The following is a 25,914-nucleotide window of genomic DNA, read 5'->3' as shown; positions in this document are numbered from 1 at the left end:
CCGCAATCCCTTCATTCATTTTACAGAACACCTAAAATAGTTTTTTACTACTAACTATTTTACTTAAATAAATTACACTCTCAAAATTTATAGGGTATTGTAATCAGCAGTGATTACCGTTGCTAATTCACGAAAGCTATTATATTTGCGCTCTGAACATTTGATATGCCTAAAACCTTATTATTAATTTGCTTATTTCTACCCTGGCTATTAAGTGCCCAACTGGTTAATATAGAAACTCAACGTATCCAGTCTGATTCCACTCAATTTGTGCTTAATGCCGATTTTGGTTTTGATCACTCTAATAATGATGGTGTTACAGTGAATCAGATTCAGGCAACTATCACTACCCAAATTCGGTCCAAAGACCTTAAGAAAACCTACCTCCTGCTAGGGAATTATAATCTCGTTGATGCCGATGAAGGAAACTTACAAAACTCCTGGTTTCTACATGGAAGGTTTAACTATAGTATTGATAAACTTATAAAATTGGAAGCTTTCCTACAGGGACAATACAACCAACTACTGGTGGTGCGACAAAGAAATCTTATTGGTGCTGGTGTACGCTTTAATTGGATTGACCGTAAAAACTTTACTGGACATTTAGGCAATAGCTATATGTACGAAGTGGAATATAATGATACACTAAGAAGTAAAAGCTATAATCATAGAAATAGTACCTATATTAGTTTTTCCTACACCTCTTCATCCCGCAATTTTATGCTCACCAATACTTTTTACTATCAGCCGTTGTATAGAAATCTTGATGATTATCGACTACTCGAACAATTTAGATTCGACTTTCCCTTAAACAAATGGCTTAAATTCTTTGCGGTTTATGACTATTATTTTGATAATGAAACACCATTAAATACTAAAGAATATACCTCGAAACTTCAAATGGGATTTGGGATAAGTATTTAAAAAACGCTGTTCCATAGTGATTAAAAATCGACAATTATATCATTTTTTTTATTTTGTTTAACCAATTAATCTCTAGATTAAACATTTTAACTTTTCTATATATAAATTACAGGTTCTATTTCTTTAGATTTGTTAAGTATCATAGGTTATATGGAATTAATTAAGCAAAACTTTAGCATTAAAGATCTCGAAAATCTTAGCGGTATTAAGGCTCACACGATAAGAATGTGGGAAAAGCGCTATAATATTTTAACACCGGAACGTACCGACACCAATATTAGAATGTACGACAGTTCCAGTCTGCAAAAAATATTGAACATCGCTTTTCTTAACGAGAATGGATATAAGATTTCACGGATTTCAAAACTAAGCGAAGAAGAAATTACCGCAATGGTTCATCGTATCACTTCCAGTATTAGTGACGAAAACAGGGCGATCAATCAGTTTAAGATGGCCATGATGAATTTTGACGAAAGTCTTTTCGACAAAACCTATAAAGCTTTACTCGAAAAAAAGACGTTTAAAACCATCTTTAACAATATCTTTCTTCCGCTTTTAAATGAGGTGGGAATGCTTTGGCAAACTGATACCATAAAACCTATTCACGAGCATTATATCGTAGATTTAATAAAGCAAAAACTTTATATAAATATTGTAGAGATAAAAAGCAGTAAAAAACCCATTAAAGATGATCTGTTTATTCTTTTTCTGCCAGAAAACGAAATTCATGATATCGGGATCTTATATATACAATACCTGCTGTTGCATTCCGGATATCAAACCATCTTTCTGGGGCCAAGTTTACCCCTTTCCAACATGAAATTTTTATTAGAACGTTATCCTAATGTGCGTTTTTTAAGTTACTGCACCATTGCACCTGTGAATATGCAGGATTTTATTAATGAATTTCAGGAAATTATTTGTGATGGCCGCCAGTATGAACTCAATTTATTTGGTCATAAAGCAAATATGCTCAAAGATTCCCCATTACCCGAAAATATTAAAATATACCGCGATTTAAATAATTTTATAAAGACCATCTAAAAATGAAGCAAAAAATAAGTATTATCGGCTCTGGGTTTGCTTCACTCGCGGCCTCGTGTTACCTGGCTAAAGAAGGTTATGATATCACGATCTATGAAAAAAACAGCGAGGTTGGCGGTAGAGCAAGACAGTTAAAAAAAGAGGGATTCACTTTTGATATTGGCCCTACCTGGTACTGGATGCCTGATGTTTTTGAACGCTTTTTTGCTGATTTTGGTAAAAAACCGGAGGATTATTACCAGTTGATCAAACTCAATCCTGCCTACAGGGTATATTTTGAAAAAGGTCATTATATAAGTATTGAAGATAGTCTTGAAAAAATTTATGCTGCTTTCGAAAAAGAAGAGCCTGGTAGTTCTAAAGCTTTAAAGAAATTTATTAAAGAAGCCCGGGAAAATTATGACATTGCTATAAAAGATGTGGTATACCGCCCCGGCGTTTCGCCACTGGAACTGGTTACCCCCCAAACCACAGCCAGGATCGGGCAGTTTTTTAGTACCATCTCCAAAAAGGTCAGGAAAGAATTTAATAATCAAAACCTCATCAAGATTCTTGAATTTCCGGTCTTGTTTTTAGGCGCTAAACCTACAAACACCCCTTCTTTTTACAGTTTTATGAATTATGCCGACTTTGGGTTGGGTACATGGCATCCAAAAGGAGGAATGTACGAAGTAATTCGTGGCATTCAATCTCTAGCCGAAAGTTTAGGCGTAAAGATTAAAACTAATAACACTGTTTCTAATATTAAAGTTGAAAATAATACTGCTAAGGGTTTATATGTTAATGATGAATTTATAGCCACCGATATCGTGCTGAGTGGTGCAGATTATCATCACAGCGAACAATTACTTCCTGAAGAGCACCGCCAATATTCTGAAAAATACTGGGAGAGCCGTACATTTGCTCCTTCCTCCCTACTTTTTTATGTGGGGTTTGATAAAAAATTAAAAGATACGGTACATCATAGTTTGTTTTTTGATACCGATTTTGATGTACATGCACAAAATATATACGATAATCCTAAATGGCCGGAAAACCCGCTTTTCTATGCCAGCTTTCCTTCGGTAACCGATGATAATGTAGCCCCGGAAGGAAAGGAAGCCGGAATTTTTTTAATTCCACTAGCCCCGGATATTGAAGATACGGCGGAATTAAGAGCTAAATATTTCGAGAAAATCATCACTAGATTTGAAACCCTCACCAATCAAAGTGTTAAGAATAATGTTATATTTAAAGAGTCTTTTTGTGTAAACGATTTTAAAGAAGCTTATAATTCGTATAAAGGAAACGCCTATGGGCTCGCGAATACCCTGCTGCAAACAGCTTTTCTAAGACCAAAGCTTAAAAGTAAAAAAGTAAACAACCTGTTTTTTGCAGGACAACTAACGGTACCGGGGCCGGGAGTTCCGCCATCATTGATCTCTGGAAAATTAACCGCCGGGCTAATCACAAAAAATAAAAATTAATGCTATGAAATCTATTTTTGACGTTGTCTCGAGAACGTGCAGTAAAGAAGTTACCAATGCTTACAGTACTTCTTTTTCTTCTGCTACAAAAATGTTAGCTCCCAGCATAAGACAGGACATTTACAACATTTATGGTTTCGTACGCTTTGCAGATGAAATTGTAGACAGCTTTCACGATTATGATAAAGAGAAATTATTCAATGATTTTGAAACCGACCTATACAAAGCTTTAGCTGATAAAATTAGTCTAAACCCTATTCTTAATGCTTTCCAGGAAACCGTGCATAAATACAATATCGATAAAGAATTGTATGTCGCTTTTATGAAAAGTATGCGACTGGACCTTCATAAATCAGATTACCTAAGCATCGAAGAATATAAAGAATATATTTACGGAAGCGCAGATGTTGTTGGCCTTATGTGCCTAAAAGTATTTGTAAAGGGAGATCAAAAAAAGTACGACCAACTTAAAGAGTCGGCCATGAGCCTTGGATCGGCATTTCAAAAAGTGAATTTCTTAAGAGATCTAAAAGCCGATTTTGAGGATCTTAACCGAAGTTATTTTCCTAACACCAATCTTGATCAATTAGATGAAGAAAGTAAAAAAAGAATCATTGCTGAAATTGAAGAAGATTTTAGAAAAGGTTTAAACGGAATAATCCACTTGCCTGTTGAAGCCAAATTTGGCGTTTATACTGCCTATATTTATTACAAAAAATTACTTTACAAATTAAAACAAACCCCATCTTTAGAAATTAAGAAAAAGCGAATTAGGGTATCAGATTATCAAAAAGCAGGATTACTTGCAAAATCTTATATCTCATGCCGACTAAATCTTATATAATTTGTAAATTTAGACTATGATTACACTACTTTGGATCCTCATATTTTTAGCCACTTTTATTGGCATGGAAGGCATGGCCTGGTTTACCCACAAATATATTATGCATGGCTTTTTATGGAGTTTGCATAAAGACCATCATCAAAAAGATCACAGCAGCTGGTGGGAGCGCAACGATCTTTTTTTTGTATTCTACGCTGCCGTAAGTATTGGCTGCTTCCTTTTATGGCGCTATGAAAATGTTTGGTTCACCTTGCCCATTGGTCTGGGAATCTTAGCTTATGGTATCGCTTATTTTAGTGTTCATGATATTTTTATTCATCAACGCTTTAAAATCTTTAGAAACGCCAACAGTACATACGCGAAAGGAATTAGAAGAGCACATAAAATGCATCATAAACATATTGGTAAAGAAGACGGTGAAAACTTCGGGATGCTGTTTGTTCCTTTTAAATACTTCAAAAAATCTAAGTAAACCTAAGCTATGCTAGGCCCTGTATATTTTTATGCGATTGTTGGGGGTGGTCTGGCGGGACTTCAACTGGCCTTACGCTTAAAAGAGGATGTTTTCTTTAAAGGAAAGAAAATCGCCATTATAGATCCCTCATTTAAAATTACTAGAGACAAAACATGGTGTTTTTGGGAAAAAGGACATGGCCGATGGGATGCTTTGATTACTACACAATGGCAAAAAGGAAAATTCATTTCTAATATTGCTGATGAACATTTGGATCTGACGCCATATTCCTATAAAATGCTAGCTTCAGAACGCTTTTTTGAATACGCTCTCGCTGAAATTACTACTTCGGAAGACTTTATTTTAATTGAAGATGAAATTTCAGAAATCGATCCGGTAACCATGAAAGCGATAGGAAAAAACAACACCTATAACGCCACTCATTTTTTCGATAGCCGTATTCCTTCAGAGTATTACGAAACTCAGGATTACACCAGAATCTACCAACATTTTAAAGGTTATCATATAAAATCTGAATCCCCAGTTTTTACGCCCAATCAATTTACTATGATGGATTTTAGATTGAGCTATAAAAACAGTACAAGTTTCACTTACATCTTACCTTTTTCTGAAAATGAAGCGCTGATAGAATACACCTTTTTCACTCCGTATCTTACAGAAGAAACCATCTATGACGAGCAGCTGAAAAAATATATTTCAGAATACCTAAAATTAGATACCTACGAAATTTTAAATAAAGAAAAGGGAATTATCCCCATGACCGATTTTCCTTTTGAAAAAGATAATAGCGCTAAAATCACTAAAATCGGTACTGGTGGCGGATGGGTTAAAGCTTCTACAGGTTACTCATTTAAGCATACCGAAAAAAAGATTTCAAAAATCATCAAAAACATCAAATCTGGTCACAAACCATCAAAAGATCTTTTCCTAAGAAAATATAAATTTTACGATGCTATTTTTTTAGATGTCCTTGCCCGCAGAAATGACAAAGGAGAACAAATTTTCAGCAAATTTTACCAGAAAAATTCGGTTGAAGAAATATTCGCATATTTAGATGAAGAAACCCCTTTCAATGAAGATCTAAAGATTATGTTTAGTCTTTTTGACCCTGAGTTTATCATTTCTTTTTTTAGAAAATTTCGTCTTTAATCCTCCAATAGCTCCTCTAGCGTATTCCTAAAACCTTTGCTATTCCAATCTGCGGCACCTTCTTTTTTAATCACTATCCTACCATTTTTATCGATAAGATAAGAGGTTGGCAGTTTATACCCCTCTAAAGGATCTGGATAATTCGTTTTCATGCGATAGACGGGCATATCATAGCCTTTGGCATTCATAAAGCCCTGGCTGGTTTCTAAATCCTCTCCGCTAATAAAAAGAAAAACTACCCTATCCTTATAATCCTGATAGACTTCTTCCAGACTAGGCATTTCAGCAATACAAGGAGGACACCAGGTAGCCCAATAATTGATTAGAATAACCTTTCCTTTAAATTGGCTAAAGTCAACTTCATTCTTAAATCGGTCTTCCAGAATCCAATTGTAGGATTCGATTTGTGGGCGCTCTTCCACATCGGTCACACTTGGATTTGAAGCTATAAGCTTATTAAAAACTATAGCAATTGGGGTTCTGGTTTGTGGCAAAATCATGGCTATAATAATCACAATCAAAATGATATTTAGCCATTCATTTTTAAAAAGCTTTTTCATAACCCGTAATTTTTAGCAAAAATAACTTAAATAAGAGGATTTTAAGGAATCTCATTGCATTATAAAACGATCTGTTTAAGTAATCTTTAATACTTAGACGGCCAAAACTCCAAATTCTTTCCAGTTTCAGTTTTCATATTTGGATATATAAAAATTGAAAATGATGAAGAAGAAAAGCATGATTTTAGCCGCCAGTTTATTAGCAATTATTACAAGCCTGGTGGTAAGTTTTAGAAAAAAGAATCCAGAGCCAGATATCTTTAGATATCAGATCACCAGCACATGGGACTTACCCGACCAATTAAAAAACACCTCTGGAATCGGCATGATAAATCAGCAAAAGATTGCCTGTATTACAAGGGATAAAGGCAGTATTTATATTTATAATCTGAAAACCCAAAATATTGAAAAGCAAATCAACTTTGGGAATAGTCAAAATTACACCGATATAGAAATTGTAGGCACTACCGCTTTTATCCTTAAAAAAGAAGGTATGCTTATTAAGCTTGAACATTACAAAAAAGATCCCTTAATCACCGAATATCAAATATTCAATGACGCCTCCAGAAATGCCAGTGGCTTAAGTTATGACGCGTCTAGTAACCGATTATTAATCGCTGTGAAGGATGATAAATTTGAGCGTAAAGGAACAAAAGGAATTTATGGATACAGCCTCGCAACGAATAGGATCAATTTTAACCCTGATTACGAAATTGAGCTTAATAGCAGTTTATTTGCTGAAAGAAAAAACCTGAAGGCAGCGCAGCGGTTTTCACCAAATGCAATAAGCAAAAATTCTAAAGAAACAGTTCATATCCTGGACACCAGACATCATGAACTGCTAAAAGTAGATAAATTAAATAAGAGCGAAGAATTATATAAACTTCGCGAAGAAGATTTCCCTGTTCCAGCAACAATAAGCCATTTAAAAAACAACAATATACTGGTTTTCAATAATTCTAAAAAACCACGGCTATTAGAAATAAAGCTAAAGTAAAAAACGACTTAAAATCAAAAAACCCTCGTTTTCACGAGGGCTTTTAGTCTTAAATTTTAAACTTACTTAAGCAGCACCATTTTGCTTTTTGATTAAGTTTAATGCAGAACCATGCTTATACCACTCAATTTGTGGCTCGTTGTATGTATGTTCTGCTTTGATTGTATCTTTAGATCCATCAGCATGTACGACCTCTATAGTGATTTTCTTGTCTGGAGCAAACTCCTCAAGATCCACAAAGTTGAACGTATCATCTTCCTGAATTAAATCATAATCATTTTCGTTTACAAAAGTAAGCGCTAACATTCCCTGCTTCTTAAGGTTAGTTTCATGGATACGGGCAAAAGATTTTACCAATACCACTTTAACACCTAAGTGACGAGGCTCCATAGCAGCATGCTCACGAGAAGAACCTTCCCCGTAGTTGTGATCTCCCACTACTACTGTTGGTACCCCTTCCTTTTTATATTCTCGTTGTACAGCAGGTACACCATCATATTCTCCTGTAAGCTGATTTTTTACAAAATTGGTTTTCTTATTATAAGCATTCACAGCTCCAATAAGGCAGTTATTAGAAATATTATCTAAGTGACCACGGTAACGTAACCAGGGACCAGCCATAGAAATATGATCGGTAGTACATTTACCCCAGGCTTTGATTAACAATTTTGCCCCTGTTAGGTTTTTACCATCCCAAGGCTCAAAGGGAGTAAGTAACTGTAAACGTTCGCTATCTTCAGCTACTTTTACTTCTACACTACTACCATCTTCTTTAGGTGCAATGTATCCAGCATCCTCTACGGCAAAACCTTTTGTTGGAAGTTCTATTCCTTGTGGCTCATCCAGCATTACTTCTTCTCCATCTTCGTTCATTAATTTATCACGAGTTGGATCGAAATCTAAACGACCGGAAATTGCAATGGCAGCAACCATCTCAGGAGAACCTACAAAAGCATGCGTATTTGGGTTACCATCGGCACGCTTAGAGAAGTTACGGTTAAAAGAATGAACAATAGTATTTTTCTCTTCACCTTTACGGTCGCTACGATCCCACTGTCCTATACAAGGCCCGCAGGCATTTGTAAATACAGTAGCATCTAAGTCTTCAAAGATCTTTAAAAGTCCGTCACGCTCTGCCGTATATCTAATTTGTTCAGACCCCGGGTTAATACCAAAATCTGATTTTGATTTAATTTTTTTGTCAACCGCTTGTTTTGCAATTGAAGCTGCCCGGGTCAAATCCTCGTAGGAAGAGTTGGTACAAGAACCAATTAATCCCCAGTCAACATTAATAGGCCAGTCATTTTCTTTAGCTTTTTCTCCCATTTCAGAAATCGGAGTCGCTAGATCTGGTGTAAATGGACCGTTTAAGTGAGGCTTTAATTCTGAAAGATCGATCTCAATTAATTCGTCGAAATACTTATCAGGATTTGCGTATACTTCATCATCACCAGTTAAATGCTCTTTTACAGCATTAGCAGCTTCAGCAACATCTTCACGATTTGTTGCTTTCAGATAACGTTCCATAGATTCGTCGTAACCAAAAGTAGAAGTGGTTGCACCAACCTCAGCTCCCATGTTACAAATTGTACCTTTACCGGTACAAGACATAGAACGAGCACCTTCGCCAAAGTATTCAATAATTGCTCCGGTACCACCTTTTACAGTTAAGATACCTGCAACTTTAAGAATTACATCTTTAGGAGCGGTCCAACCAGAAAGTTTACCAGTTAATTTTACACCGATAAGCTTTGGAAATTTAAGCTCCCATGGCATACCTGCCATAACATCTACAGCATCAGCTCCACCAACACCAATAGCCACCATACCTAAACCACCTGCATTAACAGTGTGGGAATCGGTACCAATCATCATTCCACCCGGGAATGCGTAATTTTCTAATACTACCTGGTGAATAATCCCAGCTCCCGGCTTCCAAAAACCAATTCCGTATTTATTAGAAACAGATTCTAAGAAATCGAAAACCTCACTACTAGATTTATTGGCACTTTGTAGATCTATTGCAGCTCCCATTTTCGCCTGAATAAGGTGGTCACAATGTACTGTTGTTGGAACAGCTACTTTCTTTTTACCAGCCTGCATAAATTGCAATAAAGCCATTTGCGCGGTTGCATCCTGACAGGCTATTCTATCTGGAGAAAATTCTACATAATCTTTTGCTCTTTCGTAAGCGGTAGTTGCTTCACCATCCCACAAGTGAGAGTAAAGAATTTTTTCTGCAAGAGTTAAAGGTCTACCAACAACGTCACGTGCTTTTGTAACACGATCTGCCATCTGGTCGTACACCTTTTTGATCATATCAATATCGTATGCCATCGTTTTAAGAGTTTTTGTTCTAAAAAAGTCCAGCAAAAATAAGAAAATTAAGCGGATTTCGAAAATGAAAAGACCTTCTAAAAGGTTTGCGTAAAAGGGATTACAAGGAAATCAACAAACAAGAAATATTCAATAAAACACAATACTAACCATCTCAAAAAGCAGACTTCTCAAAATTAACCCGGTATTTATAAGAATTCCATAGATAAAATCCATTCATCTTAATGATTGGTTTTATTTATAGCCATTCTTAATTATTGATAGCCCGAAAAATGACTATGTTTTCTCAACAAATTTATAGTATCAGTAGAATCGATGGTCAGTAGCACAGCAGTCCCCCAGACCATTCCGAAGATACAAATCGGAAGGAATTTTGTATACCTATACGCCTTAAATAGAGTATTAAAAAAGCTCTTTGATTAAATTTTCAACTGTAAGGCCTTCGGCTTCGGCTTTATAATTTTTGATAATTCGGTGACGTAATATACCTACAGCAACCGCCTGAACATTTTCTTTATCTGGAGAAAACTTTCCGTTTACGGCAGCATGAGTTTTTGCCGCAAGAATAAGGTTCTGTGAAGCTCTTGGCCCCGCCCCCCAATCTAAATAATTTTTCACAAAGTCTGGAGCAACTGCTGAATTTGGACGGGTTTTACCAACCAGTTTTACAGCATATTCGATCACATTATCTGCCACAGGCATTTTCCTGATCACTTGCTGAATTTGGCTAATCCCGCCTGCAGTGAACAATGAATTAATCTCATATTGTTTATCTGTGGTGGTATTTTTCACCACATTTACCTCTTCCTCAAAGCTTGGATATTCCAGGTTAATCGCAAACATAAAACGGTCTAACTGTGCCTCTGGTAAAGGATAGGTTCCCTCTTGCTCTATAGGATTTTGTGTGGCCAGTACAAAATAGGGTGAATCTAATTGATATCGATGTCCTGCTACCGTTACAGATCGCTCCTGCATGGCTTCTAAAAGCGCAGCCTGTGTTTTTGGCGGGGTACGATTGATCTCGTCCGCCAGTAAAATATTAGTAAAAACTGGACCTTTTATAAACTGAAATTCGCGTTTCTCATTAAGAATTTCTGATCCCAGTATGTCACTCGGCATCAAATCCGGTGTAAACTGAATCCGTTTAAAATCCAGACCTAAAGCTTTGGAAATGGTATTTACCATTAAAGTCTTCGCCAAACCGGGAACCCCAATTAATAAAGAATGCCCCCCGGAAAATACGGAGAGCAGTATCTGATCAATTACCTTTTCCTGTCCTACAATTACTTTACTTATTTCTTTTTTTAAGCTTTTATGCTTTTCTACAAAATTCTCTAGTAAGCTAATCTCAGACATTTAGTAATTACTTTTATTTTTTTAACCAGTTGCTAGTATACTCACAATCCCGGTATTTTCCACTAACTTTAACGTAAGTATCCTGAATTTTCTCTTTTTGCCATTCCTGTATCGCTTTAATTCTTTTATCCTGAAGGGCAAGATCCTTAATCTTCATGTAGTCTGTACCGTAATCTGCGATATGTTGCGGAATTCTTTTATCGATTTTAACAATTTTAAATATAGGTCGCCCCATCTCATCCTGCTCGGTAAGTCGATAAGAAATTTCCCCGTCTTTTAATTCTGAAATCTGGCTATAAAGTCTGGGAGGTAAATTCTTTTGATCGAAACCAGTATCCCCGGTAGTTGGGTTTCTCATCTTCCCACCATCTGCTTTTGTTTCTTCTCTGTCTGAAACTTCTCTGGCTGCCTGAGCAAATTCGATTTCACCATTAACAATTTTTTCCCTTACCTGGTCGATCTCTTTTTTAGCTTTTTCTACCGCAGCATTATTCACATCTGGAATTAACAGGATATGGCGTACATCGATTTCCTGCCCTCTAACCTTAACCAGTTGTATGATATGATATCCGTACGTAGTTTCGAAAGGTTCACTTATTTCCCCTTCACGTAAAGAGAAGGCTACGTCTTTAAATTCTTTTACAAAAGCATCTTTTCTACCTAAGCTTAAAATATTACCACCCGTTTGCGTATCATCTGAATAAAGAATGGCCTTAGTCGCGAATTTTGAACCGTTCTCCAGGACATCTTCCCTAAACTGATTTAAACGGTCTATTGTTTTTTGCTTTTCTTCTTCAGGTACTTCAGGCTTTACCACGATTTCCGAGATTTCTACTTCGTCCCCAAAAACAGGTAGGGAGTCTTTAGGAATCTCATTAAAGTAAGCTCTTACCTCTTCTGGGGTCACCTCGATATTCTCTATAATTTTTTGTCGCATCTTTTGTGCAAGCTGACTTTGTTTATTTAAGTCGAACAATTCGTTTCTAAATTCTGCTTCAGAATCCCTTTTATAAAACTCCAATACATCCTCTATACTTCCCAACTGTCTTACCATGCCTGCAATTTGCTGATCAATGTAATTGTTAATTTGAGCATCGGGTACGATAATACTATCCTGAATAGCCTGGTGTGCATATAGTTTATTTTCCATTAAAGAACCAGCTAACTGGCAGTCGGTCACATTTGCCGTACTGTTTCCCTGAGACTGAATATCTTTTCTGGTTAAATCGATATCACTATCCAAAATAATATAATCCCCAATTACTGCGGCAATGCCATCCACTTTTCGGCGTGCACCTTCTTTGGCAGTAAGGTTTTCGTTTTGCGCCAGTTCGTCCTCTAATGGGATCGAAGTGCTATCTGTAACAATAATCTCCTGTGCTCCTGCATGTAATCCAAGCAGTATAGCACCCAGCATCAAACTTCTTTTAATTGTAAATCTCAAATTGATTGTTTTTAATTGCATCTTTTGTAATATCCTTTTCTAACTGCTTTACCAACTCTAATTTTTGCTTATTAAGCAAAATCTGTTCCACCGTTGGTTTTGCATACTCCAATGGCGCCTGGTCATTTTTCTTAAGCGCATCGTTTACATAAATTAAATAAGTTTCTAAAGAATCTTTTAATTCTATGTATTTATCTTTTTGTAATAGTTTCGCTCTGTCTCCTACACTTAACGGTGTTACTTTCTCGTAAACCGTAGTTGTTTTGATCCAAACGGAATCGTTAAAAGAATAATTTTTAAATTGCAATGCATTTTCCTGCAATTTTACTTTATCCTTGTCATTAAAACGAATAAACCAATCTTTAATTTTATCAAAATTGGTATTGTTTGCTTCTAAATTTATATATCGAAGTTTTACCAGATCCTGGCCCAGCTTAAAGTTCTCTTTATGCTCTTCGTAATAATTTGAAATAAGCGTATCTGCAAAAACAGAGTCCATTTCTTTTGAAACTATAGCCTCGGTATAAGCATTGGTATATAATTCGTTTTTATAATTTTCCACCAGTTCATTAAACTCTTTTTGTCTGGCTTCCGGAAGGTTCAGTTTTGCACGGTCGATCAATAATTGCTGCGTTGCCCACCTATTGATATAACTATTTACAATAATGGCACTATCCTCTGCCGATATACCTTCACCTACAAGACTATTAATGTCTTCCTCGTATAGGTAAGAATTATTTACCCGCACTATTACTTTTCGATTATCCTGAGATTTAAAAAGATCACAAGAAATAACCAAAATCGCTACCAAGACTATTAAAATTGTCTTAAAAACTTTTTTCAAACCGGTTTAACAATTCTTTCAACTTCAGTACAAACGCTATTTTCTGAAATTTCTTATTAAGTGAAGCAAAAATAAGAATTCCAAAAGGTTCTGCAAGCTATAACCTTACTGATTATCAAGCACTGTTTGTATTTCATCTAAAAAGAGCTAAAATTCCATTTTATAAAATCAAAAAGTATCATTTTCTTAAAAAATTCTATGTTTAATTAATGCTCCCTGTTATATTTGCGCAAAACAAGAGATAAAAAATGAAAAAAATCAGCGTATTAATTACATTTTTATTTTTCGCAATTGTGGGAAACGCACAAAGTAAGATAGGAACAATAGATGCGGAGTACATTATTACGAAAATGCCTGAAATTAGTAATGTAAATGACGGCGTAAAGGCTTATAATGAGTCTTTACAGACAGATGTAGAGCAGGCCATAAAAGCCTACGAAGGCCTCATTAAAAACTACCAGGACAGCACAGCCATTTTTACTGAAGACATAAAAAAGCAACGGGAAAACCAGATTCTTGGATTGGAGAACGAAATTAAACAATTTCGCCAGCGTTCCCAGGTGATGATTCAAATGAAGCGAAACGAGCTAACTCAGCCATTATACCAAAAGATTGATGCGGCCATGCAGGAAGTTATCAAGGAAGAAGGCTACACCCAGATTTTTCATGCAGGTGGTGGCGCTTTGGCCTATTCTAAACCAGGAAGTGATATTACCGAAAAAGTAATGGAAAAATTAGGAATTTCGATTGAGGAGGTGAATACGACCCAACCTTCGGCCGACAGCAACAAATCTGGTTCTAATTAAAATCAATAAGGCAACTTATCAATAAAAAATCCAGCGATCGCTGGATTTTTTATTGATATATTTTCTAATTATCGGCTATAATTTGGAGACTCTTTAGTTATCGTTACATCGTGAGGATGACTTTCATGAATCCCGGAAGATGTAATTTTCACAAATTTTGCATGCTCTTTTAAATCCGAGATATCTTTAGCTCCACAATAGCCCATACCCGCTCTTAAACCACCAACAAACTGGTGAATACTTTCTTCTAACTCTCCTTTATAAGGTACCCGGCCCACAATTCCTTCAGGAACAAGTTTCTTGATATCATCTTCTACATCCTGAAAATAGCGATCTTTAGAACCTTTCTTCATCGCCTCTACAGATCCCATTCCGCGGTAAGATTTAAACTTTCTTCCTTCGTAAATGATAGTTTCTCCCGGAGATTCTTTGGTTCCTGCTAAAAGAGAACCCAACATCACACAATCGGCTCCTGCTGCAAGTGCTTTTGGAATATCACCTGTATATCGTATACCACCATCAGCAATAACAGGTACTCCACTTCCTTTTATAGCTGCGGCTACTTCCAGCACTGCTGAAAATTGAGGAAAACCTACACCGGCTACCACTCTTGTGGTACAAATAGATCCCGGCCCAATACCTACTTTTACCGCATCGGCTCCTGCTTCTACTAAATATTTAGCAGCTTCCCCTGTCGCTATATTACCTACGACCACTTCAAGATCAGGGAATTTTGCTTTTACTTCTTTTAAAACAAAAACTACTCCTTTGGTATGGCCATGAGCCGTATCGATAATAATAGCGTCTACCCCGGCATTATACAATGCTTCAGCTCTTTGTACCGCATCTGCAGTAACTCCAATAGCAGCAGCAACTCTTAACCTTCCGTAGCTATCTTTATTCGCATTTGGTTTTTGGGTTAGTTTAGTTATATCCCTAAAAGTGATTAAACCAACAAGCTTATCTTCTTTATTTACCACCGGAAGTTTTTCAATTTTATTTTCCTGAAGTATATCTTCTGCCTGCTCTAAAGAAGTTCCCTCTGCCACAGTTACCAGATTTTCTGAAGTCATTACCTCGGCAATAGGACGCTGGTTATTTTTCTCGAACCTTAGATCTCGATTGGTTACAATTCCTATCAACTTACCTTCTTCATCTACAATGGGAATTCCACCAATGCTATGCTCTTTCATTAGATCCTTAGCATCCTTTACAGTAGACGAAATTGGCAGGGTCACCGGATCGATAATCATTCCGCTTTCCGCACGTTTTACTTTACGTACTTTTAAAGCCTGCTGCTCCATAGTCATATTCTTATGAAGAACACCTATACCTCCCTCTCTAGCCATGGCGATTGCCATTCGGGATTCTGTTACGGTATCCATCGCTGCTGAAACAATAGGAACGTTAATCGTAATGTTTTTGGTAAATTTTGTCTGGATATTTACTTCGCGTGGTAAAACCTCAGAGAAGGCAGGGACTAAAAGAACATCATCATAAGTAAGCCCTTCTCCCAGAATTTTGGATTCGTGTGCAATCATGGCAATTAAGAATTTAATTGCATGCAAATATACACAGTTTTCAATAGAATACGTTAGGTTTACGGGAATAAATGCTTAATCCTTCTTTTTTCTGAAACAAACAATAAATTCTGAACCTTCACCTGGATAGCTTTTTATTTGAAGGCTTGCGTTATTCATCACCAAAAACTGTTTCACAAGAAGCAAACCTATACCTGTTCCTGTTTCCATATCAGTACCAATCTCAGACATTACCTGAGTATTAAAATTCTGAATTTGATCAATACGCTCTTTAGAAATACCATCCCCTCCATCTTTTATTTTAAATAAAACCCATTCTTCATTTTCTGAATAATGAATTTTTATTTCTTTACCTGGATGAGTGAACTTAATCGCATTACTAATTAAGTTATGAAGAATAATGGAAAGGTGACCACTATCTACAAAAACCGGACTCATATGGGAAGGAATTTCATGAATGATCTGGATTCTCTTAGCTTTTGCTACCAGATAATGTGCGTCCATAATTTCTTTTACGCGCCGCGATACAACCACTTCTTCAATATGCACCATAGAACCTTCTAACTGGGAATTAGCCCATTGCAACAAATTTTGTAGCATCGAAGAAGTTGCCGACACTTGCTTTAGCATCTCATCTAAAAGTTCAGCCTGCTCTAATTGGGTAAACTCTCCTAATTTTATGAGCTCTAAGAGTTTTTGTATAGAACCAATAGGTGATTTTAAGTCGTGCGATAAAATGGAAAACAAACGATCCTTACTCTTGTTGATTTTCGCCAGTTCTTTATTCCGTTCTGTAATCACACCGTTTTTATGAATAATCAGCTTATTCTTTTCTTCCAGGGCTTTTCTAAAGCGTTCTTTTTGATGGTAATTTTTTATCCAAAAGAATAAAATTAATATCAGTATAAATCCTAAAGCGAGAAGTACGGCAATAATCAACTTATTTTTAGAAAGCTCTTTTTCTTTCTCCATCTTCTCGTTACGTAAACGACGATTATCAGCTTCCTTTTTTTCTAAATTTAAAAGATCAATAGCTCTAACTCTATTTTGATAATAAAGGGAATCTCTATAAATTCTATTTTGCTTGGAAATAACAACGGCATTCTCCAGTTCCCCCTTAGCTTCGTAGATATTAAATAATACGCCGGTTATTCTTTCCTTCTCAAAAAATGAATCATTAGTATTGGCAAAATCCAGTGCTTTTAAACCATATTCCTCTGCTTCATCTAAATTATGAAAGGCGAGATTAACTTTTGCCAAACCGTAAAATGAAAAAGCTTTTTCCCAATTATTGGGTTCTACACTATCTTGTAGTACTCTTTCAAAATATGCCAAAGCCTGAGGCAACTGATCTTTTTCGTAAGCTAAATTTCCTAAATGATTTAAGGTTAAATGCTCTATATCTTTTCTACCTGAAGCTACCGCCATACTTAGCGCGTTATCTAACGTAGTTTTTGCATTTTCTAAATCACCCGACTGTAATTCAGAAATCCCTAAATTAATAATGGCAGGAGTAGCTGCATATTCATCTTTAGAGAGATTATAATAATCTCTCGCTTGTTCAAAATATTCGATAGCTTCACTGTGACGTTCTATTCCCTGTTGGATTAAGCCTAAGCCATTTAAGGATTTCCCCACACCTTCCCAGTTTTCTGCTTTTCTAAATAAGTCTTCTGCGTCCAGAAAGTAAGATAATGAATGATAATATTCTCCTTTTACATAATAGGCTATAGCAAGTTTGCGGACTACCTCAGCCTTTAAATTAACATCTGCTGTTTTTTCTACAAAATTTCTGGCCTTTATAAGCTTTTCTTTGGCTACCTGAAAATCATTAAAAATCGATTGATCAGCTTCTTCTAAATAATAACGCACAGAATCAGCTGTAGACTCTTGTGGGAATTTTGATTGAGCTAAAGCTAATTTTGTAAGAAAAAGAAAGAAAATTCCTAAAAACCTGATACGCAAAACTTAATAACTATTATTTACACAATAATAAGAAGAAATGTGAAATTTTTCCTAATGAAATTCTGTGAAGATTTTACTGGCGCTATTAAAGGCTGCTTCAAAACTTCCCATTCTGATATTTGTATTTTGTTTTTTAGTATTGAAATAGGAATACATTTTTTCGGTGGGCATGTTTCCGGTAAGCTCATCTTTAGCCATTGGGCAACCGCCAAATCCCTGGATGGCACCATCAAACCTTTGGCAACCTGCTTTATAAGCTGCATCAATCTTTTCATACCATTTGGTAGGAGTGGTATGAAGATGTGCTCCAAATTCCACTTTTGGATATTTGGGAATAAGGTTAGAAAAAAGATAATCAATAATATCGGGCGTCGAAGTTCCTACGGTATCAGAGAGAGACAAAACACCAACGCCCATAGCTGCCAGTTTCTCGGTCCACTCCCCTACGATCTCCACGCTCCAAGGATCACCGTAAGGATTTCCAAACCCCATGCTTAAATAAGCTACGACCTCTTTATCCGCATTGTTTGCAATATCCAGAATCGATTTCAATATCTCGACAGATTCTGCAATGGTTTTGTGAGTATTTCGCATCTGGAAGTTTTCTGAAATAGAAAATGGATACCCTAGATAATCAATTTCAGGAAATTGTGAAGCATCTTCAGCCCCACGTGTATTGGGCACGATGGCTAATAACTTACTTTTTGTACGGCTAAGATCTAGCATGGAAAGGACCTCAGCAGTATCGCGCATTTGAGGTATCGCTCTGGGAGATACAAAACTACCGAAATCGATCGTATCAAAACCACATTGTAATAAAGACTGAATATACCTTGCTTTAGTCTTGGTAGGAATAAAATCCTTAATCCCCTGCATGGCATCACGTGGACATTCGATAAGCTTAATCTCTCCCATATAGCCAAAGATAGTTTTTTAGATTTTGATAATAAAATCTAAAATTTATTCAGAAATAAACAATATCTTCGAAAGAATCAAACTAAATAGATCCAACTGCAATCCCATAAAAATTAATTCTTTTTTATAGAATACAGACCAAGAGCTACATCAAAATAAAAACGCCAATCGCAATAAATGCAAAGATTTGCGTCCATTTTAAAATCACACCTGATTTTCGATGTTTTTGTAAGTATTTTGAAATGTTTCCGGCGAGGATCGCCACCAGGGTAAATATCAGCAATGCCTGACACATAAAAACACCGCCCAGAATATAGAACTGAAGCACTGTACTCCCTTCAGGATCCCATAAAAAACCAGGAAACAGGGCTAGAAAGAAAATGGTTACTTTAGGATTTAGAACATTCATTATAAATCCTTGCCGATATAATGCGAAAAGACTTTTTTGTTTAATCCCTTCTGCCGAAAAAGCAATATCAGGATTGCTTTGAAAAACCTTATACGCTAAATAAAAGAGATAAGCAGCACCAAGACATTTAATAATCAAATAAATAGTTTCAGATTGTTTTATCACTGCCGAAACACCAAAAGCTACCAAAGTAGTATGGACTACAACTCCACTAACCAGGCCTAAAGCGGTAACTATAGCGTGTTTTTTACCATTAACCATCCCCTGTACTAAAACATAAATAATATCTGGTCCCGGAGCGAGCGTAAGTAACATCGTAGCGGTTAAGAATGGAATGAGCTGCTCTAACAATTGCCTTAAATATTACGATTTTGGATAGTTGCTGAGGATCTTCTTATTGATGGCCTTAATAAGCGCAGGACCTTCATAAATAAATCCAGTATATAATTGCACCAAGCTGGCACCGGCTTCCAACTTTTCTATAGCATCATCTGCCGTATGAATTCCACCTACACCAATAATAGGAAATGATCTATTACTTTTTTCTGAAAGGAATTTAATCACCTGGGTAGCTCTTTTGGTAAGTGGCTTCCCACTTAAGCCACCGGTTTCCTTTTTATTATCAGATTGTAAACCTTCTCGGGAAATGGTAGTATTTGTTGCGATTACACCATCTATTTTTGTTTCCTTAACAATATTGATGATATCCAAAAGCTGAGTATCTGTGAGATCTGGTGCAATTTTTAACAATATGGGCTTTTGCTTTGGTTTGGCATTATTCAGCTCCATTAAAGTTTTCAGCAAATGTGTTAAAGGTTCCTTATCCTGAAGCGCCCTTAAGTTTGGTGTGTTTGGTGAACTTACATTAACCACAAAATAATCTACATAATCAAACAAAGATTCAAAACAAATTTTATAATCCTCGACCGCCTCTTCATTTGGAGTTACTTTATTTTTACCAATATTCCCACCAATTAATACATTGGTATTTTTCTTAAGCTGTGAAACCATTTGCTCAACCCCGTTATTATTAAATCCCATTCGGTTAATAATCGCCTGATCGGCTTTTAGTCTAAACAATCGTTTTTTATCATTGCCAGATTGTGGTTTTGGGGTCACCGTACCAACCTCAATAAAACCAAAACCAAGATTCGATAATTCTTTGTATAATTTGGCATCTTTATCAAATCCCGCTGCAAGGCCTACAGGATTTTTAAACTTGAGTCCAAAAACCTCACGCTCCAATCGAGGATCATTATTACTGAATTTTGATCTCAAAATTGCTGGTACCCCTGGTATTTTATTTAATTTCTTTAGGCTACTAAAGGTAAAATGATGAATGGTCTCCGGATCGTATTTAAAAAGTATCGGGCGAATTAAAGACTTGTACATATTCGGCTGGTTTGTGCAAAAATAAATGATTTGGAAAAATGAACATACTAAATCTTAAAAGGTTTTGTGTACGATTGCCAATTCCCTAATTTTGATCCTTTAAAAAAGGAGCTTATTCTTACAAATTTCAGAAAAACCACTCCTTAAAAATCAACCAAATCTAGAAAACTAACACCAATTAACATGATCAATAAACAAGAAGTTTTAGATCGATTTATAAGCTATATAAGTATCGATACCCAAAGTAACCCTGAAAGTGAAACTACGCCCAGTACCGAAAAGCAGTGGATTCTTGCCAATAAATTGACCAAAGAATTAGAAGGAATGGGAATGCAGGAGGTGAGCATCGACGAAAATGCTTATGTCATGGCAACCCTACCATCAAACATCAATAAAGACACACCCGTTATTGGATTTGTTTCTCATTTTGATACTTCACCGGATTTTAATGGTACTAATATCAAGCCACAGATTATCGAAAATTACGATGGGGGTGATATCGTACTCAACGCAGAAAAAAATATTATACTTTCTTCGGAATATTTCGATGATCTAAAACAGTATAAGGGTCAGACTATTATTACCACCGATGGCAACAGCCTTTTAGGCGCCGACGACAAAGCCGGAATCACTGAAATCATGACGGCCATGAAATATCTTTTAGAACATCCCGAAATTAAACATGGGACTTTAAAAGTTTGCTTTACTCCCGATGAGGAAATTGGTCGCGGAGCGCATAAGTTTGATGTTTCGAAATTTGGTGCTCATTGGGCCTATACTATGGATGGCAGCCAAATTGGTGAGTTAGAATATGAAAACTTTAATGCTGCCAGCGCAAAAGTTAAGGTAAGCGGCAAAAGTGTGCACCCAGGTTATGCTAAAGATAAAATGGTAAACAGCATGTACATCGCTCAGGATTTTATCAACTCATTGCCTCGATTAGAAACTCCGGAACATACTGAAGGTCGACAGGGTTTTTTCCACTTAAGTAATATCAACGGTGATGTGGAAGAAACCATACTACAATACATTATTCGGGATCATGATAAAAAGCATTTTGAAGCTCGTAAAAAAATGATTCAGGATCTTGGAGTAGAGATTTGTAAGCAATACGAAAGCGAATGCGTAACGGTTGAAATAAAAGATCAATATCGCAACATGCGCGAAAAAATAGAACCCATGATGCATATTGTTGAACTGGCTAAAGAAGCGATGGAAGCGGTAAAAGTTAAGCCTATCATTAAACCTATTCGGGGAGGAACTGATGGCTCTCAGCTTAGCTTTATGGGACTCCCCTGCCCTAATATTTTTGCCGGTGGACATAATTTTCATGGAAAATACGAATATGTACCTTTAGAAAGTATGGTTAAAGCTACTGAAGTTATCATAAAAATTGCCGAACTTAATGCCAGGTAATAATTATTTAGAAAACAAGAATGGGCATTTTGTAATCTTGTTTTCTAAAGAAACTATAAAGCTATGGCGGTAAAAGATGTAGACGAATACATTGAGATTCACAAATACTGGCAAACTGAATTGAAGCAAATTAGGCAAATGCTTCAGGATACTAAACTAGAAGAAACCATAAAATGGGGAGCGCCAACCTATACTTTAAAAGATAAAAATGTTGCCGGACTGGCTGCATTTAAAAATCATATTGCATTATGGTTCTTTAACGGCGACTTACTTAAGCAAAATACGGATCTACTTTTGAATGCTCAGGAAGGAAAGACAAAATCGCTACGGCAAATACGTTTTGAAAAAGGTGATGAAATTAATACCGAAGTTTTACTTCGGTATGTTTTAGAAGCGATCGAAAATCAAAAACTGGGGAAAACGATAAAAGCCTCCAGAAAACAAGAATTGATCATTCCGTCTGAACTAAGAGCTGCACTTAAAAAGGATGCTGACTTAGATGAATCTTACTGCCAATTAACTTCTGGCAAACAAAGAGAATATGCCGATTATATTAATGATGCTAAACGTGAGGCAACGCGTATAAACCGACTTGAAAAAATAATCCCCATGATAAAAAAAGGAGTTGGATTACATGATAAGTATAAAAATTGCTAATGATTTTATAAATCTCTCTCTACATAACACTGTCGAATCTGTACAAAGATTCCATACGATTTGTTATCAAACCAATAGAAGGAGTTTCTGTTTCAAAATAATGAAACAAGAGATTATGTGATTTTTCTACTCCTCAAAAGGGACGGCTAACTCTGCCGAAAAATTACCCCGGTGATAAAATATTTCAACAACAAGTAACCGAAAAATTTATCCCGAATACAGAAAAAATCCCTCCAGGAATAGAATACTGAAGGGATTTTTTATTATTTAAAAGAGTAAATTATTTTTTCTCTTCTTTTAATTTTTTCTCTTCCTTAACCGGTTTTGCCGGTTCGTTAAGCTTTTGACTCATTTCAAGAGAAATTGAAGATTTATCGAAAGTGATTTTCCCAGCACCGGTTTCAATAACTACCGCGTTGTTTTTCTCACTAAAATCGATAATTTTACCATGCATACCACTTTTGGTAACAATTCGATCTCCTTTTTTTAATTCAGAAATAAAGTTTTTCTCCTGCTTAGCCTTTTTCATTTGCGGGCGTATCATAAAAAAATACACAACCGCGAACATTAAGATTAAGGGAAGAAACTGTTGTATTTGATCCATATATAAATTTAATTCTAGCTTTTAGCTTGCTTTATCTGCCTCTACAAAAGCTTTAATTTTAATTTGCTCTTGCCCGTTTTCAGTATTTGCAGAAATTGTTACTGTTTTTTGAACCTGTCCTCTACCAGAACCATTGTATTTTACAAGCATCTCCCCTGTTTCACCGGGTTGGATAGATTCGTTTTTATGATATTCTGGCACCGTACATCCACAAGTACTCTTGGCATTGGTTATTACTAATGGCGCTCTACCCGTATTTGTAAAAGTAAATACATGCTCTACCGGTTCACCTTGTGGGATATTCCCAAAATCGAATTCGGTTTCATCGAAACTTAGCTCTGGATATACCGTTGCTTTAGAGTCACGTGCTGCTGCCGCGTCTACGTTTTCAGCTTTCACCTTTTCTGAGGCACTGTTACCAGCGTCTTTACAAGAAGTGAAGAACATCGTTCCCACTGCTGCTATTAATAAAATTCCTTTTTTCATAATGTGTATAAATTTGAGGTTTAAAATTAAGAAAAAATCTAGACTACATAAGGCCACGCCCTATTTTATTTAATTTCCCGTCGGTTTTGTACTCTTTAGAAAGCTTATCCAGAATTCCATTTATAAAAATACTACTTTTTGGGGTACTATATTCTTTACTAATCTCAAGATATTCATTTATAGTTACTTTCACCGGAATAGAAGGGAATTCTAAAAACTCACAAATCGCCATTTTTAAAAGCACCGTATCAATCTCTGCAATTCTGTCTTTATCCCAGTTTGGTGTTTTTCCCTGCATTTCGTTAGAAAGTTTACCATCTTTCAGATAGGTTTTTCTAAAAAGGTTGACCGCAAATTCCTTATCATCTATAGATTTAAACAGCTTTGGAAGTTTATCTTCCGGGGTTGCAGTTTGCTTTAATTTCTGCAGCATTTTTACTACCGCGGTATTCACTAAAGGAAGATCATCCAACCATGTTAATTTTTTATCTTCAAAGTAATCGTAAATCTTATCGTTTGGAGCAATTACTTTTTTAAATATAGCAAGAACAAAATCTTTATCTTCTTTAAACGAGTTATCTCTCGTTTCCATATAATCGGCAAACGCATTACTTTCTTTAATCTCGTTCCATAAGATCGCCACGTACTCATCATCAAACTTCCAGTGATTAAGTTTACGATCGTCGATAATTTGCTCTAATTGAGTATTTTGTTCTAAAATTTCAAAAACCGCATTTTGAACAAATTTCCTATTTGGATCTTTATCTTCCTGTGTGGCGAGATGTTTTTGTTGGGAACGTTCTAAAAAAGTTTCGGCATGCGCTTTAATTTCGGTTAACAAACTTAGCTGAAGCACAAAAAGATCATACATCTCTTCCATGCTTTTTAGCAAGAATTTCTCCTCGCTTGCAAGATTGTCATTTTCACTTTGGTTGAATGCATATAAGGATTGCATCACCTTAACTCGAATATGTCTTCTTGTCAACATAATTGTAAAAGAACTTTTTTAGAATTTAAAAAGGGCGAAAGATTATTCTTTCGCCCTGCAAAAATACCAATATTTTGATTCTGGCTACTTCAAACTTGATTTTTTTCTATCTTCTATTCTTTGCCTTGCAATTTTAAGTGCTGCAAAATGTGTTGTCATGTCTTCTTTAGCCGCAGTTTCAAGGATTTGCAGTGTGGTATTATAAATATTCTGAGTCTTAGACATAATCTCTTGTCTGCTGTATTTCTCTAATTCAGCATATACATTTATAATTCCTCCGGCGTTAATTAAGAAATCGGGAGCATAAACAATTCCACGTTCACGTAAAATTTGTCCGTGTCTTACCTCGTCTGACAATTGATTATTTGCGGCACCGGCAATAACTTTACAATTAAGACGGTTTACGGTTTCATCATTAATTGTAGCTCCTAAAGCACAGGGAGCATAAATATCTACATGTGCACTATAAACATCGGCTTCATCAAAAATAATCGCACCATATTTCTTGCTCACTTCCTGTAAACGCTCTTCGCTAATATCACTTATATAAACTTTAGCTCCATCACTTATTAAGTATTCCACTAAGGTCTCTCCTACATGACCAATACCCTGTACCAATACAGAGCGTCCTTCTAACTCATCTGTACCAAATTGATATTTCGCAGCTGCCTTTATTCCCATAAACACACCGTAGGCAGTAACAGGTGAAGGATTTCCTGATCCTCCTCTTTCTTCAGATATCCCGGTTACATATGGCGTTACATCTCTTACCAGATCCATATCTGCAGTTTCCATCCCTACATCTTCTGCGGTAATGTATTTTCCACCCAAAGAATCTACATACTCTCCAAACTTCATCATTAGCTCTGGAGTTTTTTGGGTTTTGGCGTCACCTATAATAACAGCCTTACCACCACCAAGGTTTAAACCGGTAATCGCACTTTTAAACGTCATCCCACGAGATAAACGTAATACATCATTTAATGCTTCCCATTCACTGGTATAATTCCACATTCTGGTACCACCTAAAGCCGGTCCCAAAACTGTGTTGTGAATACCTATTATTGCTTTTAATCCTGTATCTTTGTCGTTACAAAAAACAACCTGTTCATGATTATCGAACGAAAGCTGTCCAAATACCGGTGCAGCTTTTTTAAGTTCTTTAGCATTTAAAACATCAACTTGCATAATTTGCGGGTTTTTAAATTAATGTCATTTTTAAATATCCTAAAAATGACGGCGCAAAAATAAGAATATTTTAATTTTACACCATGGAATTGTGGTAAAAATAACAT

General features: G+C 36.1%; 24 protein-coding genes. 10 read left to right on the top strand and 14 right to left on the bottom strand.

Features of this window, described 5'->3' with window-relative positions; translation table 11 throughout:
- Window positions 1-165: 165 nt before the first annotated feature.
- The 6 genes from ZPR_RS04225 (at window position 166) to ZPR_RS04200 (ending at window position 5,902) form a co-directional block, all read left to right on the top strand.
- Window positions 166-924, top strand: coding sequence for a DUF481 domain-containing protein (locus ZPR_RS04225; RefSeq protein WP_013070380.1), 759 nt, complete (start codon window positions 166-168; stop codon window positions 922-924).
- A gap of 150 nt (window positions 925-1,074) precedes the next feature.
- Window positions 1,075-1,968 (top strand): MerR family transcriptional regulator, encoded by an 894-nt coding sequence (locus tag ZPR_RS04220; RefSeq protein ID WP_013070379.1) that lies wholly within the window; start codon window positions 1,075-1,077, stop codon window positions 1,966-1,968.
- A 2-nt stretch (window positions 1,969-1,970) separates the two neighbouring features.
- Entirely contained in the window at window positions 1,971-3,434 is a 1,464-nt protein-coding gene (locus ZPR_RS04215; RefSeq protein WP_013070378.1) for a phytoene desaturase family protein, read from the top strand.
- A gap of 4 nt (window positions 3,435-3,438) precedes the next feature.
- On the top strand, window positions 3,439-4,278 hold the full coding sequence (locus tag ZPR_RS04210) for a phytoene/squalene synthase family protein (protein WP_013070377.1): 840 nt from the start codon (window positions 3,439-3,441) through the stop codon (window positions 4,276-4,278).
- Between the two features lie 16 nt (window positions 4,279-4,294).
- Window positions 4,295-4,750 carry a sterol desaturase family protein gene (locus ZPR_RS04205; RefSeq protein WP_013070376.1) on the top strand — a complete coding sequence of 152 codons (456 nt, stop codon included), beginning with the start codon at window positions 4,295-4,297 and terminating at the stop codon, window positions 4,748-4,750.
- A gap of 9 nt (window positions 4,751-4,759) precedes the next feature.
- Complete coding sequence (locus ZPR_RS04200) at window positions 4,760-5,902, top strand: lycopene cyclase family protein (RefSeq protein ID WP_013070375.1); 1,143 nt, start codon at window positions 4,760-4,762, stop codon at window positions 5,900-5,902.
- Here the strand turns inward: ZPR_RS04200 and ZPR_RS04195 are convergent.
- Window positions 5,899-6,462 (bottom strand): TlpA family protein disulfide reductase, encoded by a 564-nt coding sequence (locus ZPR_RS04195; protein ID WP_013070374.1) that lies wholly within the window; start codon window positions 6,460-6,462, stop codon window positions 5,899-5,901. The genes ZPR_RS04200 and ZPR_RS04195 overlap by 4 nt on opposite strands.
- Window positions 6,463-6,622: 160 nt before the next feature.
- Here ZPR_RS04195 and ZPR_RS04190 point away from each other — a divergent pair, with 160 nt between their 5' ends.
- Window positions 6,623-7,459 carry a hypothetical protein gene (locus tag ZPR_RS04190; RefSeq protein WP_013070373.1) on the top strand — a complete coding sequence of 279 codons (837 nt, stop codon included), beginning with the start codon at window positions 6,623-6,625 and terminating at the stop codon, window positions 7,457-7,459.
- Between the two features lie 66 nt (window positions 7,460-7,525).
- Here ZPR_RS04190 and ZPR_RS04185 read toward each other — a convergent pair whose 3' ends face one another.
- The 4 genes from ZPR_RS04185 to ZPR_RS04170 all read right to left on the bottom strand — a co-directional run bounded on the left by ZPR_RS04185 (window position 7,526) and on the right by ZPR_RS04170 (window position 13,440).
- Entirely contained in the window at window positions 7,526-9,796 is a 2,271-nt protein-coding gene (locus tag ZPR_RS04185) for an aconitate hydratase (RefSeq protein ID WP_041578668.1), read from the bottom strand.
- Window positions 9,797-10,198: 402 nt separating this feature from the next.
- Window positions 10,199-11,152, bottom strand: a complete 954-nt coding sequence (locus ZPR_RS04180) for an AAA family ATPase (RefSeq protein WP_013070371.1) — start codon at window positions 11,150-11,152, stop codon at window positions 10,199-10,201.
- A 13-nt stretch (window positions 11,153-11,165) separates the two neighbouring features.
- Window positions 11,166-12,569 carry a peptidylprolyl isomerase gene (locus ZPR_RS04175; protein ID WP_013070370.1) on the bottom strand — a complete coding sequence of 468 codons (1,404 nt, stop codon included), beginning with the start codon at window positions 12,567-12,569 and terminating at the stop codon, window positions 11,166-11,168.
- A gap of 10 nt (window positions 12,570-12,579) precedes the next feature.
- Complete coding sequence (locus ZPR_RS04170) at window positions 12,580-13,440, bottom strand: peptidyl-prolyl cis-trans isomerase (protein ID WP_148211650.1); 861 nt, start codon at window positions 13,438-13,440, stop codon at window positions 12,580-12,582.
- A gap of 248 nt (window positions 13,441-13,688) precedes the next feature.
- Here ZPR_RS04170 and ZPR_RS04165 point away from each other — a divergent pair, with 248 nt between their 5' ends.
- Window positions 13,689-14,246 (top strand): OmpH/Skp family outer membrane protein, encoded by a 558-nt coding sequence (locus ZPR_RS04165; protein WP_083759729.1) that lies wholly within the window; start codon window positions 13,689-13,691, stop codon window positions 14,244-14,246.
- A gap of 68 nt (window positions 14,247-14,314) precedes the next feature.
- On the opposite strand, the gene guaB is transcribed toward ZPR_RS04165, so the two are convergent.
- From guaB to ZPR_RS04140, 5 genes are all read right to left on the bottom strand, one after another.
- Entirely contained in the window at window positions 14,315-15,787 is a 1,473-nt protein-coding gene (guaB, locus tag ZPR_RS04160) for an IMP dehydrogenase (RefSeq protein ID WP_013070367.1), read from the bottom strand.
- A 75-nt stretch (window positions 15,788-15,862) separates the two neighbouring features.
- Window positions 15,863-17,659, bottom strand: a complete 1,797-nt coding sequence (locus tag ZPR_RS04155) for an ATP-binding protein (RefSeq protein WP_187288258.1) — start codon at window positions 17,657-17,659, stop codon at window positions 15,863-15,865.
- 144 nt (window positions 17,660-17,803) lie between these two features.
- Window positions 17,804-18,667 carry a hydroxymethylglutaryl-CoA lyase gene (locus tag ZPR_RS04150; RefSeq protein WP_013070365.1) on the bottom strand — a complete coding sequence of 288 codons (864 nt, stop codon included), beginning with the start codon at window positions 18,665-18,667 and terminating at the stop codon, window positions 17,804-17,806.
- A gap of 145 nt (window positions 18,668-18,812) precedes the next feature.
- Complete coding sequence (locus ZPR_RS04145; protein WP_013070364.1) at window positions 18,813-19,427, bottom strand: LysE family translocator; 615 nt, start codon at window positions 19,425-19,427, stop codon at window positions 18,813-18,815.
- 12 nt (window positions 19,428-19,439) lie between these two features.
- A complete protein-coding gene (locus tag ZPR_RS04140) occupies window positions 19,440-20,468 on the bottom strand; it encodes a quinone-dependent dihydroorotate dehydrogenase (protein ID WP_013070363.1) in 1,029 nt (342 codons plus the stop codon).
- Between the two features lie 183 nt (window positions 20,469-20,651).
- Between ZPR_RS04140 and pepT the strand changes: the two genes are divergently transcribed.
- Together pepT and ZPR_RS04130 are read left to right on the top strand one after the other, a co-directional pair.
- Window positions 20,652-21,884 (top strand): peptidase T, encoded by a 1,233-nt coding sequence (gene pepT, locus ZPR_RS04135; protein ID WP_013070362.1) that lies wholly within the window; start codon window positions 20,652-20,654, stop codon window positions 21,882-21,884.
- A 63-nt stretch (window positions 21,885-21,947) separates the two neighbouring features.
- Window positions 21,948-22,541: a YdeI/OmpD-associated family protein gene (locus ZPR_RS04130; protein ID WP_013070361.1), complete on the top strand. Its 594-nt coding sequence runs from the start codon at window positions 21,948-21,950 to the stop codon at window positions 22,539-22,541.
- A gap of 280 nt (window positions 22,542-22,821) precedes the next feature.
- Here the strand turns inward: ZPR_RS04130 and yajC are convergent, their stop codons facing one another.
- The 4 genes from yajC to ZPR_RS04110 all read right to left on the bottom strand — a co-directional run bounded on the left by yajC (window position 22,822) and on the right by ZPR_RS04110 (window position 25,807).
- Window positions 22,822-23,145 carry a preprotein translocase subunit YajC gene (yajC, locus tag ZPR_RS04125; protein WP_041578666.1) on the bottom strand — a complete coding sequence of 108 codons (324 nt, stop codon included), beginning with the start codon at window positions 23,143-23,145 and terminating at the stop codon, window positions 22,822-22,824.
- Between the two features lie 21 nt (window positions 23,146-23,166).
- The gene (locus ZPR_RS04120) at window positions 23,167-23,631 is read right to left on the bottom strand and encodes a DUF1573 domain-containing protein (protein ID WP_013070359.1); all 465 of its coding nucleotides are present in this window, start codon (window positions 23,629-23,631) and stop codon (window positions 23,167-23,169) included.
- A gap of 43 nt (window positions 23,632-23,674) precedes the next feature.
- Window positions 23,675-24,619, bottom strand: coding sequence for a transcription antitermination protein NusB (locus ZPR_RS04115; RefSeq protein ID WP_041578665.1), 945 nt, complete (start codon window positions 24,617-24,619; stop codon window positions 23,675-23,677).
- 84 nt (window positions 24,620-24,703) lie between these two features.
- Window positions 24,704-25,807, bottom strand: coding sequence for a Glu/Leu/Phe/Val family dehydrogenase (locus ZPR_RS04110; RefSeq protein ID WP_013070357.1), 1,104 nt, complete (start codon window positions 25,805-25,807; stop codon window positions 24,704-24,706).
- Between the last annotated feature and the right edge of the window lie 107 nt (window positions 25,808-25,914).

This window comes from Zunongwangia profunda SM-A87, from assembly GCF_000023465.1.
GTDB classification, from domain to species: Bacteria; Bacteroidota; Bacteroidia; order Flavobacteriales; family Flavobacteriaceae; genus Zunongwangia; species Zunongwangia profunda.
The sequence above is the reverse complement of the archived record's forward strand: the minus strand, read 5'-3'. Positions and strand labels throughout refer to the sequence as shown.